This is a genomic window from Pseudomonas asplenii (assembly GCF_900105475.1).
In the GTDB taxonomy this organism is placed as follows: domain Bacteria; phylum Pseudomonadota; class Gammaproteobacteria; order Pseudomonadales; family Pseudomonadaceae; genus Aquipseudomonas; species Aquipseudomonas asplenii.
The window spans coordinates 5,372,993-5,385,927 of record NZ_LT629777.1 but is presented as its reverse complement, the minus strand read 5'-3'; the positions used below and the strand labels follow the sequence as shown (position 1 = coordinate 5,385,927).

Below are 12,935 nucleotides of genomic sequence, written 5' to 3'. Positions count from 1 at the left end.
GGGTATCCAGGGACGCGGCTTGAATGTTGCGGATGATGGGCTGCAACTTGTCCAGGAAACGGTTGAACCCATCGGATAGCTGACCCAGTTCGTCGTGATGTCCGGCGGGCAGACGTTGGGTAAGGTCACCGTCGCCCTCGACGATGGCATCGAGCAGCCCGGCCATCCTGAGCAGGGGGCGTGTCACGCCATAAGCGGCCAGCCAGATCAGCAACATGCCCAGGCTGCTGGCAACGATGCCAAGGCCGAGGTTGAGCCAGTTGGACTCACGGCGCTTGTCGTCCAGTTCGCTTTGCATGTGTCGCGCCGGGGCTTGCACCAAGGCTTGCGGGACCTTGATCACCAGTTGCCAGGGGGGATCGCCCGTCACGGTTTGCACGGCCTGGCGTATATCGTAAGTGTCTCCCGTGACCTCACCACTGCGTCCTGCCACTTGGCCCGAGGCCGACAGAATGGTCACTTCACTGTTGCCCTGATACAGGTCCTGGCCGAGGTTGGCAGCCAGTTTTTGCAAGGTATTGAGGCTGACGTCCATGCCAACCACGCCGATTGCCTTGCCGTTGACGATCAGGGGTACAGAAATGCTGCTCATCAGGACGTTTTGACCTTCCACTTCGCTGGTGTAGGGCTCTACCACACAGGTCCGTTTTTGCGCTTGGGGGCAGGTGTACCAGAGGTTTGCCGCTGGGCTGCCGGGCGGTGCGGTGTTGGTGCTGATTTGTGCCTCGGTCAGTACCTCCTGTACCAACCGCCCGGGCTGGCTCTGTGACCAATACAGCGCAAATCGGCCCGTTTCATTCCCCGCCAGGGCGCGTTGGTCGTGCCACTCGGCGTCGGCACCGGCCAGTGCATCGGGCAGCATGATGACGTACAGCCCCAGGACTTTTTCACGGTTTTTCAGTGTTTCACGGGCCGCGCTGATCAGTGTTTCACGTAATTGCTCGACCGTGAGGCGCCCATTGAGCGTTTGACTGCGCAGTTGGAGCACCTGCTGCGCGAACCCTTCGCCATACAACGCGGTTTCGTTGAAAAAACGCTCCACCTGTTGGCCATGTGCGACGGCCTGAGCTTGCAAGCGCTCTAACGCCGCCTGCCCGAGCAACTGGCTGCTTTGCTCTTTGAGCAGCGTTGCACTGGTCTGATTCTGGTACACGCTGGCGCCTATGAGTGCGCCCACCACCGCCAACAGGCAGAGCCCGCTCAGCAGGGTGATTCGCCATTGAATGGTGAGGTGAGTGAGACGCATGGCTGGGGCTTCCTACTGAGGGATTTGGCGACGCTGGGGGGCGGACCGAGCCCTCGCTCTTATTGTGTTTGCCGGCATCCGGGGTAGAGCGCGGGCGACGTTAGCATGCGGGCAGGGGGCGGGCGGCGACTATCCCGAATCGGCAACAGCTTTCGGGTTGTCAGCGGCGGGTTGAACTGTTTTGGGGCGGCGCTTCGAATGTTACCGATTTGGGATAGCGAGGGGATTGGGGGCGGGCATAGCATCAAATTCAGCGCGCAACTAAAACAAAACGCTAACCGGCACCGATGGAGTTTTTCGGGCCACCCCTAAAGCGACTGCCTCATACAATAAGGTTAATAAAATGAGTGTATCTATTCCGGTCAACGGCTCCACGGAGCTCAAGCGTGGCGCCCTGGGTGTGGGCTTCATCATCTTCTTCGTGGTGTCGGCGGCGAGCCCGCTGAGTGTGATTGCCGGTGGTTTTCCGATCGGCATCATGCTGGGCAACGGTGCCGGGACTCCGGCCTTGCTGCTCCTGGCCCTGGCGGTGCTGTTGGCGTTTTCGGTGGGTTACACCACCATGTCCCGCCACCTGACCAACGCCGGCGGCTTTTATGCGTTCACTGCCAGTGGTCTGGGCGGCCTGGCCGGTGGTGCTGCCGGAGTGTTGGCGATGTTTGCCTATAACATTCTCCAGGTCGCGCTGTACGGTATGTTCGGCGGAGTCGTCAGTGGCACCATGGCAAGTGTGTTCGGGCTGGTGCTGCCCTGGTGGTCTTACTCGCTGATGGCAATGGCAAGCATTGCGATACTCGGTTATCGCAAGATCGATCTGTCCGCGCGGGTGCTCTCGGTGGTGGTGATTGCCGAGTACCTGGCGATTCTGATCCTGGATATTGCCATTCTCAAATCCGGCGGTGACAGTGGCATCAACCTTGACGCCTTTGATCGTAGCCACGTATTCAGTGGCACTCCGTCGATCGGCCTGCTGTTCTGCTTTGCGGCCTTCATCGGCTTCGAAGCCACGACCATTTATGGCGAGGAGGCCAAGGATCCGCAGCGCACTATCCCGATTGCCACTTACTGCTCGGTGCTGTTGATTGGTGGGTTCTATGCGCTGTCGGTGTGGTCGATGATCGTTGGCGTGGGCGCGGACAAGATCGTACCGATGCTCCAGGCCCTGCAAGACCCGACCACGTTTATCTATGGCATGTCTGACCACTTTGTCGGCCCGCATCTGACGCAGATTATCCGTGTGCTGTTCATGGTCAGTACCTATGCCGGGCTGCTGGCGTTTCACAACGCCGCCGCGCGTTATTTCTATGCCGTTGGCCGTGACGGTTTGTTGCACAGTCTGTTGGGCACCACTCACCGAGTGCATCAGAGCCCGCATATGGGGTCGGCGTTGCAGAGCCTGATTGCAGCGGTGGTGGTACTGTTTTTCGCGGCGATGGATGCCGACCCGATTCTGCAATTGTTCGCCTGGCTCTCCAACCTTGCCACACTCTGCGTCATCTTGCTGATGGCGCTGACCTCGGTTGCGGTGTGCGCCTACTTCTACCGTCATCCCGAGCTGGGCGTAGGGCTCTGGCGCGGGCGCATCCTGCCAGGGTTTTCGTGCCTGGCGTTGGTGCTCGTATTAGTGCTGGCCGTGGTGCATTTCGATGTGCTGACCGGTGCCAGCCAACTGTTGTCCTATAGTCTCTGCGCCATTATTCCCGTGGCCCTGATCATCGGCGTTGTGCTCGCTGCGCGCCTGCGAAAAATCTCGCCACAACGCTTTCTCGCCTTGGGCAGCCACAAGCTCTGAGGCAATCCTCGATACCCCCGATTCTCTGGACAATAGCGGTCAGCCGTTCCTCGGCCTGGCTCGTCAGCGTGTGAAAGGAAGGTTGCAAATGAATAATTACAAGATGCTCATCAACGGGGCTCAGGTCGCCGGTGAACAGGGGCAGTTTGACGTCATCAATCCGGCCACCGGTGCGGCATTTGCCCAATGCCCGGCGGGCTCCCTGGGACAACTCGACCAGGCGGTGGAGGCTGCGCAGGCCGCATTCAAAAGCTGGCGGCACAGCACTCACCCTGACCGCTGTGAGCGTTTGCTGGCAATCGCGGTAGATATCGAGCGTGAAGCTGACTCGCTGGCTCGGTTGATTGTACTGGAGCAGGGCAAACCGCTGGAGTTGGCGTTTTCCGAGGTCATGGGGGCCGCCGCCTGGACCCGTTATGCAGCCGCGCAAGAGATTCCCGTGGAACTGGTGGAAGAAACCCCGACCCAACGGGTCGAACTGCATCGCAAACCCTTGGGGGTCGTGGCGTCGATCACCCCGTGGAACTGGCCGTTCATGATTGCCGTCTGGCACATCATGCCGGCGCTGCGTGCCGGCAACTGCGTGATCAGCAAACCGTCGAGCCTGACGCCGTTGAGCACCTTGGGCCTGGTGGCAATCATTGCCCGCCATGTGCCTCACGGCGTGATCAACTGCGTGACGGGGGAGCAGGGTTTCGGCAGTGCGATCACCGCACACACCGGCATCCAGAAGATTGTCTTCACCGGCTCCACCGCCACCGGACAAAGTGTAATGCGTGGCGCCGCCGGCAATCTCAAGCGCCTGACCCTGGAGTTGGGTGGCAACGACGCGGCAATCGTATTGCCGGGCACACCCGTTGACTCGGTAGCTGAAGATATTTTCCAGGCCGCCTTCCTGAACATGGGCCAGACCTGCGCGGCTCTCAAGCGCCTGTACATCCATGAGTCGCAGTACCAGGCCTTTGCCGATGCGTTGACGCGCATTGCGGCGCGGCAGGTGGTGGGTGATGGTCTTGAGGCGGGTGTCACCTTCGGGCCGGTGCAGAACCTTGAACAACTGGAACTTGTGGAGGCATTGGTCGCCGACGCACGGGCCAACGGTGCGCGGGTGCTGTGCGGTGGTACGCGCTTGCAGCACCCCGGATTTTTCTATCCGCCCACGCTGGTCGCGGACGTGACCGACGGACATCGTCTGGTCGACGAGGAGCAGTTCGGGCCCGTCTTGCCCTTGATCGCTTACCAGGATGTCGAGGATGTACTGCAGCGTGCCAATGCCGGTGACATGGGCCTGGGCGGCTCCGTCTGGGGGCCGGATGTCGAGCAGGCGCAGGCCTTGGCCAGTCGCCTGGAGAGCGGCGTTGCCTGGGTCAACTGCCACGCGCAGATCCAGCCGAACACACCGTTTGGTGGCAGCAAGATGTCGGGGTTCGGCGTCGAGTTCGGTCTGGAGGGGCTACTGGAATTCACCGGCCAGCAACTGTTGTTCGTGTGTAAACGTGATGCTGAACAAGGAGCTTGAACCATGCGATATCCATCCGGTAACCCCGTATTCGGGTGCACGCTTGTGTGCACATTGGCGCTTGGCGCTACCCATCAGGCGCACGCCTATGAGCTGTACAGTGATGAAAGTCGTCATCTCAACGCGGACATGACGGCTGTGTACGGCCAGTTCAACAGTCGCAAGAACTACGATGGCACCTCAGGTGGTTCCAGCTGGCGTGAGGGTTATATCAAATATGGCTTGAGCGGCGACCAGGCCTTGGGCGGCAATGGCACCGCGTACGGGGCATTTGCCCTGGTCAGTTCTGCCACCTGGGGTGATGGCGATCCCGGTGGCAATTCCCTCGGCACCGAGCGCACAACAAAGATAGAAGACGCCTACCTGGGCTGGCGTTCCGGTGATCTGTTTCCCGCGCTGGGCAAGGACGGGGTCGATATTTCCGGCGGCCGCCAAGTCGTCAAGGTGGGTCGAGGGTTCCTGATCAACGATGATGGTCTTAACCTGGGCAAGGGCCCGGCCAATGGAACCATGAACCGTGGGGGCGCCTATTATCTGGCAGCCCGGCATGCGTTCGATCAAACTGCGGTATTGCGCCTGGGCGGTCAGGATGGCCTGCATGGCAGCCTGTTGTGGCTCAAGTCCGACAACCGTGTCCAGGCTGAAACCGAACTGGCAGCCGGTACCCTGGATTACACCACCCAGCCGGGTACGATCGGGTTGACCTGGATACATGGCATCGACGTGAACGATCAGTGGGCCAGCGACTTTCAGCGTCAGCGCAAGGGCATGAACGTCTACAGCGTGCGCGGTGAGGGCGATGCGGGGATCAAGAACGTCAGCCTGGCGTTCGAGTATGCCTGGCAGGACAAAGACACGGGCCCCGAGAAAGCCTGGTACGGTGAAGCGGGCTACACTTTCGCCGACACCCCCTGGGCGCCGAAGGTGACCTATCGCTATACCCGCTATTCGCAGAAGTGGGATGCGCTGTTCACCGGCTTGAGCATGGGCTACGGCACCTGGTTCCAGGGTGAGGTGGCCGGCAACTACGCCGGGCCGTTCAACACCAATACCAGCATCCAGCACGTCGGGCTGAAGGCAACTCCGTTGGAAAACCTGACCCTGGGTGCGCTGTACTTCGATTACGCCACGGTACGTAAAAGCAATGCGCTGAACCTCAACGGCAACGAGCTGGATGTGTACGCCGAGTGGGCGGTCAACCCGCACTTGATCATCACGCCCTTGGTGGGGCTCTACAAACCCAAGCAGGACTCGACCACAGGTGGCAATCAAGTCGGCGGCAATGGCACCAACCTGTACAGCCAGTTGACGGTGGCCGTGCCGTTCTGATCATCGGCTAGAGGGCAGCAGAGGGCGGCGGATTGCGCATGTTTTCGGCTATCCGTCGTGTCGTATCCATCACCATTTCGACAACGGTTTCCTGGCGCAGCAGCTTGAAACTTTGGGTGTTGCCGACGGCCGACAGGCTGCCGACCACTTCGTCGATGTCGGCCTGGATGATGGGGGCGGCGATGCCGGTCAGGCCCAGGTTGAGTTCGTCGTGGGTCAGGCAGTAGCCGTCCTTGCGGATCTTTTTTGCGGCCCTGGAGAAGCCTGCCCAGTCATACGGGCTGTCGGGGTCGTTGGCCATGTGCTCGTCGAACAGGCGTTGCAGGCGGCGGCCTTTCTGAAAGGCGATCAACACCTTCGATTGTGCCCCTCGAAAGAACGGTAACGGTTGCCCGCGCCCGAACGCGAAGTGATAGGTGTCGGTGGGTTCGGCAATGTAGGTGTTGATGATGCGCCCGTCATAAAACACGCTGGCAAACACCGCCAGGCCCGTCTGTGCGGACAGTTCGTGCATCAACTCGCGCCCGGCGAGGAGGATCGGATCGTACTGACGCATCATCCAGTCCAGCTCGATGACACGCGGCCCCAGGCCGTAACTGCCAGCGTCCACGCGAGTCAGCAGGCCGCTGTCACACAAGTCCTTGACGTAGCGGTACACGGTCGCCCGTGACAGGCCCATGCGTTCGGCAATGGTGTCGGGGTCGATCTTCAACGTCTGTGGACCGAACAGGTCCAGGACACTCAGCAATTTGCTCAGGCTGCTCATTGTGTTCCTAAAAGAAAGGGAAGGGTGTTTGTTGCGTAGCGGTGTTGATCAGGCAATCCGCGCGAGTGCCAAGCGCTGGCGCAACACTACCGCAGTGAGAGAAAAACGCAATATCGAGTCGATTTTATGAGCAATAAAAACCGTATTAATCTCAATATTTGAGACAAATATAAATAAAATGCTTGTTGATTGGTTTTTTGTGTGTGATAAATCTCATCACTGCAAATGCTCAAGCAAGAGGGCTGAAAATGAATGGTGCGCAACTGATAGTGAATGCGGCAGCGGCAAGCGGTATCGAGTACTGCTTCGCCAACCCCGGGACCACCGAGATTCCTCTGGTGGCGGCCATGGCCAGCGCACCGTCTCTCAAGCCGGTGTTGTCGCTGTTTGAAGGGGTATGCACCGGCGCTGCCGATGGCTATGGCCGGATCGCTGGCAAACCGGCGATGACCCTCACCCACCTGGGCCCAGGCTTTGCCAATGGCATCGCCAACCTGCACAACGCGCGTCGTGCCAATACCCCCATCGTCAATGTCATCGGCGATCACGCCTCATGGCATGTCAACTACGATCCGCCATTGGCCAGTGACATCCAGGCCCTGGCCGGTACTGTCTCCGGCTGGGTGCGCACCTCGCGCACGGCGTCGGGTATCGGTGAGGATTTGCAGGAAGCGGTGCGCGCGGCGTGGCAGGCCAAAGGGCAAATCGCCAGTTTGATCCTGCCCATGGACCTGCAAGCCCAGGCCGTGGCGCACAACGGCGTGTTCGCAGCGTTGCGCGCGCCGGTTCGCCGGTTTGCCGGTGATCGGGTCGAGGTCGTGGCACAGGCACTGCGTGACGGCCAGCGCCTGGTGTTCATCGTCGGCGATGAGGGTTTGTCGGTCGCGGGCCTGGAGGCAGCGGGTCGTTTGGCCCAACTGCCTGGCGTGCGTTTGTTTGCCGAGACCTTTCCACGGCTCAGCTACCGTGGCGGCGGTTTGCCGGACCTGGATCGCCTGCCGTATTTCCCGGAAGTGGCGATTGAAATTCTCGAACAGTACGACCTGGTCGTCTGCGCGGGCGTGCCGGAGCCCATCAGTTATTTCGGTTACGAAGGCATACCGTCGCGTCTCGCCGAGCGTGAGCGTCTGTTGGCGCTGGCCGATGTCGGTGACGATATTGCCGGTGCGTTGACCGCGCTGGCCGATGCCTTGGGTGCGCCTGCCCATGTGCCGACCCCGCAGGGTATCGAGCTGCCGCCCGGGCATGGCGAACTCACACCGCAGTCCATCGGGCAAGTGTTGGCTGCGTCACTGCCGCACGACAGCATTGTCTCGGTCGAAGGCGGCACTTGCGGTTATCCATTTTTCACCGCCTCCGCCCGCGCCGCGCGGCATCGGGTATTGACCAATACCGGTGGCGCGATTGGTCAGGGTATTCCGGTGGGGTTCGGCGCCGCCTTGGCGCAGCGGGGCAATCGCGTGTTCTGCCTGCAATCCGACGGCAGCGCCCAGTACACCATCCAAACCCTGTGGAGCATCGCCCGCGAGCAGTTGCCGGTGGTGATCCTGATTGCCGCCAACCATCGCTACGCCATTTTGCAGAACGAACTGCGGCGTTTCGGCATGACCGAAATGGATCCGCAGGCCCTGCGCCTGACGGTGCTCGATAGCCCGCGCATTGACTGGAAGGCTCTGGCCAAAGGCTATGGCGTGCCGGCCTGCACGGTCAATACCAATGCCGAACTGCACCGGGCGCTGGCCAACGCCAGTGCCGACGGTGGTCCTTGCCTGATCGAAATGGCGCTGTGAAGGAGTCGATGATGAAACAGTTTGACGTGCTGCCGGCTGTCCAGGCCTTTTTGTCTCGACCGGGCCGCCTGTTTATCGGCGGCAGTTGGCAGGATGCTGCCACAGGCCGGCGGTTTGCCGTGGAGAACCCGGCGACAGAAGAAACCCTGACCGAAGTCGCCCAGGGCGATGCGCGCGATGTGGATGCGGCTGTTGCCGCCGCGCGCTCGGCGTTCAACGGCGCCTGGGCGCTGCAGTCTCCCGCCCAGCGTGGCCTGTTGCTGTTCCGCTTGGCGGACCTGCTGGATCAGCACCGCGAGGAGCTGGCGCAGTTGATCACCCTGGAGAACGGCAAGCCTATCGCCGCCGCGCGTGGTGAGGCGGCCAGTGCGGCAACCATCCTGCGTTACTTCGCCGGCTGGCCGACCAAAATCGAAGGCAGCACGCTGCCCGTATCGCCGGCCAGCGGTGCCCCGATGCTCAACTACACGTTGCGTGAGCCGGTGGGTGTGTGTGCGCTGATCGTGCCGTGGAACTTCCCGTTGAACATGTGCGTGTGGAAGCTCGGCCCGGCGTTGGCGACCGGTTGTGTGGCGGTGCTCAAACCCGCCGAGCAGACGCCGCTGGTTGCGATTCGACTGGTGCAGTTGATCGAGACCGCCGGATTCCCGGCCGGGGTGGTCAACCTGGTGACCGGTCTGGGGGCCGAGACGGGCGCGCCGCTGGCTCAGCATCCCGATGTCGACAAGATTGCCTTTACCGGCTCGACCCAGGTCGGTCGGCTGATCGCGCAAGCGGCCACCAGCAACATGAAAAAGGTCTCGCTGGAGCTGGGCGGCAAGTCGCCGAACATCATCCTGCCGGACGCCGATATCGTGCGCGCGGCCAAGGGCGCCGCCGACGGCATTTTCTACAACCAGGGCCAGGTATGCACCGCAGCCTCGCGGTTATACGTCCACGCCAGTGTGCTGGATCAGGTGCTGGAGGAGCTGGAGCGTCATGCCGCCGCTCATGTCCTGGGTAACGGTCTGGATCCGGCCAGCAGCATGGGGCCGTTGGTCTCGGGTCGCCAATTGAACACCGTCAAGGGTTACCTGCAACGAGGCCAGGAAGAGGGCGCCGAGCTGATCTGCGGTGGCGGGCGTCCCGCCCACCTGGAGCGCGGCCACTTCATTGCGCCCAGCGTGTTTCTTGATCGCGCCGAGCGTGCCTGCGTCGCCCGCGAAGAGATTTTCGGCCCGGTGCTGACCGTCATGTGCTGGAGCGAAATCGATGACCTGGTGCTGCGTGCCAACGATTCGCCCTATGGCCTGGCGGCCGGCCTGTGGACCCGTGACCTGCGTTCGGCGCACCGCGTGGCGGCTCAGCTCAAGGCGGGCTCGGTGTGGATCAACTGCTGGAACGTGGTCGATGCAGCCTCACCGTTCGGTGGCTACAAGCAATCCGGCTGGGGCCGGGAAATGGGGAAAAACGTGATCGATGCCTACACCGAGACCAAAAGCGTGTTTGTCGATCTGGCCTGAACTGAATAATCACACGAGGTAATTGCTATGGATCTGGAATTGAAAGGCCGCGTGGCCATTGTCACCGGTGGCGGCATGGGCATCGGCAAGGAAGTGGCGCGTTTTCTGTCTGAAGAAGGCTGCAAGGTGGTGATCTGTGCACGTCGCATGTCGTTCCTGCAGTTGGCTGCCGAAGAGATCAGCGCACAGACCGGCAATGAAGTGCTGCCGCTGTTCTGCGACACCAATGACATGTCGGCGGTATCGGAGATGGTCGAGGCCGCCTACAAGCATTTTGGCCGTATCGACATTCTGGTCAATGGCGCGGCGGCGCCGTCTGGTGTCGTACGCAATGATATCGAGCACGCTGGCGACGATGAGTTGCTGTCGGACCTCAACACCAAGGTGATCGGCTACTTCCGCTGCGCCAAGGCCGTGACCCCGCACATGAAAGCCACCGGCTTTGGTCGGATCATCAATATCGGCGGGCTCACCGGGCGCAGCAGCAAAGTGCTCTCGGGGATGCGCAATCTGGCGATCGCCCACATGACCAAAACCCTCTCCGACCAGTTGGGGCCTTCGGGGATCACGGTCAACCTGATTCACCCAGGCGTCGTCGACACCCCGCATATCCAGGAACTGTACGAACGCGAAGCGCTCAAGCAGGGCAAGACCGCAGAACAGGTCGAGCATGCCTACATCGATTCCACACCGATTCGCCGGACCCTCGCACCGATTGAAATGGGCTGGCTGATTGGTTTCCTGGCGTCGCCCAAGGCGGGTGCGGTGACCGGTGAATCCATCGGCATCGATGGCGGTTTGACCCGTGGCATCTATATCTGAGGAGCATCAGTGATGAGTGACGGAACCTTTCTGGTGGCCACCGTCGGGCAAGCGGTGATCCGCAGTGCCGACGATGGCCGTAGCTGGCATCGCCTGGGCTTGGGACAGGACCTTGAGTTCGATGCAATCACCCGATCCCTGAGCTTTCATCCTGACGCGCCCGAGGTGATCTATGCCGGTACGGACGTAGGCTTGTGCGTCAGCCATGACACCGGTGGCCATTGGCAGCGGGTCGATTCGCCGTTCAATGGGCAGACGGTGTGGAAAGTCGCCGTCGACCCTCAGGACGCCCAACGGATATTCGTCGGCACCGGTGCGCCTTCGCGCGCCGTGTTATGGCGGACCCTGGATGGTGGCCTTGGCTGGGATCGCGCGCCGGTGGAAATCCCGGAGTTCTGCGAAGGCGTCAGTCGTCCGCGCCTGCTGGCTTTCGCCTATGATCCTGGCGACCGCAACCAGCTGTGGTTCGGCCTTGAGGAGGGCGGGTTGTTCCATTCCCGCGACGGCGGCGACCATTGGACTCGCGTCGACGACCGGTTGTTGTGGGACTACAACTCGGACATCCACAACATCGTGGTACTGCCCAATCACGGTGCGAAGGTCATCGTGGTGGTCTGCGTCAATGCGGTCTATCGCAGCCTGGATGAGGGGCTGACCTGGACCGGCATCATCGGCCGCGAAGCTTTCGGTCTGTACTACCTGCGTGCCATGAACGCGCCGTTGGGTACGCAGAACGAGCTGTACCTGAGTATTTCCGATGGCACGCCCGGCACCACCAGCAAGATCCTGGTGTCCCGGGATGCCGCGCTCAGTTGGACCGTGCTGCCCCTGCCGCAGCAGCCCAACTCCTGTGTCTGGGCGATTGCCTTCAACCCGGCTAACCCGCGACAGATCGTGGCGGGGACCAAGTATGGGCACCTGTTCACGTCCGACAATGGCGGTGATGGCTGGCACAAGCATTGGCGCGAGTTCAGTGAGATCGCCGATGTGCTCTGGACACCTGCCGTGGCGCAGATCAAGGCCGGGCATCAATCCATCGTCAAACAGCCCTGAGGTATATCGCCATGAAGGTCGAGATCCTGCGTACCCATTTATCGCTCTGGGTCACTGATCCTGACGTGTCGGCGCGCTGGTACGCCGACATCCTGGGCATGCACGAAAGTGCCCGAGGCGAGAGCTGGGTGATGATGGCGTTTGGCGGCAAGCACCACGACATCGCCTTGATTCGTGCAGACCCTGGCGCCCATCAGGGCGGACTTGGGCTGCAACACTATGGGCTGGAAATCGCCGGCGATATGACCACCCTGCGTCAGCTCTACGGCATGTTGCTGGGCAAGGGCGTCGAGGTGGTGAAGATCACCGATCACGAGATCGGCCATGGCGTGTACTTCAACGACCCTGACGGCAATCGCATGGAATTTTTCCTCGAAACCGAACACGACGATGCGCTCGGTAAGGCCCGGTTCAAGGCCGCTGGTGCGCCGAGCCGACATTTCAAACTGGACCCACTTTGAGGCAACCCTGATGAAAATCGCGAATTTTGCTACCTATCACATCCGCAAATGGTACAGCTTTGTCGAAGAAACCCTGGCCAACGAAAGCGGCCAGTTGGCCGATGGCGAGCCGCTGTTCAAATACGCGGTCGCTGCGGTGATCGCCAACCCCTATGCCGGTCGCTACAGCGAATCGCTGGCTGAACTGGTCGAGCCCTCGCCACTGTTGGGTGAAGAGTTCGGTCGTCGTATCCAGGCGCTGGCCGCCTCCCGTGACATTGTCAGCTATGGCAAGGCGTGCCTGGTGGGCAGCCAGGGCGAGTACGAACATGGCAACGCATTCCTGACCAACCCGGCCGCCGATCCGGTACGCCTGGCGCTCGGTGGCGGCAAGTCCTGGGTGCCTTCCACCGGCAAGCGCGGCGGCCCGGGTTCAACCATTGATGTACCGCTGGCCCACAAGGATGCCCTGTATGTGCGTTCCCACTACGACAGCCTGTCGCTGATGTTCGGTGATGGTCCTGCGCCGGATGAAGTGATCGTGATCTGGGCTTTCGCCACCCGTGGTCGCTTGCATGCAAGGCTGGGCGGTCTGCAGGCTGAAGATGTCAAAGGGCTGGACGGGCTGCACTGATTACAGGCGTGCGGCTTCGGCGATGCGTGATTGAAACCACAA

General features: G+C 61.2%; 10 protein-coding genes and 1 pseudogene. 9 read left to right on the top strand and 2 right to left on the bottom strand.

Annotated elements, in window-relative coordinates:
* Positions 1–52: 52 nt before the first annotated feature.
* Positions 53–1,246: pseudogene (locus BLU37_RS30035) on the bottom strand (PDC sensor domain-containing protein); the annotation flags it as partial.
* A gap of 343 nt (positions 1,247–1,589) precedes the next feature.
* Here BLU37_RS30035 and BLU37_RS23880 point away from each other — a divergent pair.
* The 3 genes from BLU37_RS23880 (at position 1,590) to BLU37_RS23870 (ending at position 5,886) form a co-directional block, all read left to right on the top strand.
* Positions 1,590–3,038: an APC family permease gene (locus BLU37_RS23880; RefSeq protein WP_090209592.1), complete on the top strand. Its 1,449-nt coding sequence runs from the start codon at positions 1,590–1,592 to the stop codon at positions 3,036–3,038.
* An 88-nt stretch (positions 3,039–3,126) separates the two neighbouring features.
* Complete coding sequence (locus BLU37_RS23875; protein WP_090209589.1) at positions 3,127–4,557, top strand: aldehyde dehydrogenase family protein; 1,431 nt, start codon at positions 3,127–3,129, stop codon at positions 4,555–4,557.
* Between the two features lie 3 nt (positions 4,558–4,560).
* Entirely contained in the window at positions 4,561–5,886 is a 1,326-nt protein-coding gene (locus BLU37_RS23870) for an alginate export family protein (RefSeq protein WP_172833051.1), read from the top strand.
* A 7-nt stretch (positions 5,887–5,893) separates the two neighbouring features.
* Here the strand turns inward: BLU37_RS23870 and BLU37_RS23865 are convergent, their stop codons facing one another.
* A complete protein-coding gene (locus BLU37_RS23865) occupies positions 5,894–6,652 on the bottom strand; it encodes an IclR family transcriptional regulator (RefSeq protein ID WP_019362893.1) in 759 nt (252 codons plus the stop codon).
* A 248-nt stretch (positions 6,653–6,900) separates the two neighbouring features.
* On the opposite strand from BLU37_RS23865, the gene BLU37_RS23860 reads away from it, so the two are divergent.
* The 6 genes from BLU37_RS23860 to BLU37_RS23835 are packed head-to-tail and all read left to right on the top strand — an operon-like array spanning position 6,901 to position 12,893.
* The gene (locus BLU37_RS23860; protein ID WP_090209586.1) at positions 6,901–8,442 is read left to right on the top strand and encodes an acetolactate synthase large subunit; all 1,542 of its coding nucleotides are present in this window, start codon (positions 6,901–6,903) and stop codon (positions 8,440–8,442) included.
* Positions 8,443–8,453: 11 nt separating this feature from the next.
* Positions 8,454–9,944: an aldehyde dehydrogenase family protein gene (locus BLU37_RS23855; protein ID WP_090209583.1), complete on the top strand. Its 1,491-nt coding sequence runs from the start codon at positions 8,454–8,456 to the stop codon at positions 9,942–9,944.
* Positions 9,945–9,971: 27 nt separating this feature from the next.
* A complete protein-coding gene (locus BLU37_RS23850; RefSeq protein ID WP_090209580.1) occupies positions 9,972–10,766 on the top strand; it encodes an SDR family NAD(P)-dependent oxidoreductase in 795 nt (264 codons plus the stop codon).
* A 12-nt stretch (positions 10,767–10,778) separates the two neighbouring features.
* Positions 10,779–11,819: a beta propeller repeat protein gene (locus tag BLU37_RS23845; protein ID WP_019362889.1), complete on the top strand. Its 1,041-nt coding sequence runs from the start codon at positions 10,779–10,781 to the stop codon at positions 11,817–11,819.
* Between the two features lie 11 nt (positions 11,820–11,830).
* Positions 11,831–12,280 (top strand): VOC family protein, encoded by a 450-nt coding sequence (locus BLU37_RS23840; protein WP_019362888.1) that lies wholly within the window; start codon positions 11,831–11,833, stop codon positions 12,278–12,280.
* A 10-nt stretch (positions 12,281–12,290) separates the two neighbouring features.
* Positions 12,291–12,893, top strand: coding sequence for an amino acid synthesis family protein (locus BLU37_RS23835; protein WP_010451054.1), 603 nt, complete (start codon positions 12,291–12,293; stop codon positions 12,891–12,893).
* The last annotated feature ends 42 nt before the right edge of the window (positions 12,894–12,935 follow it).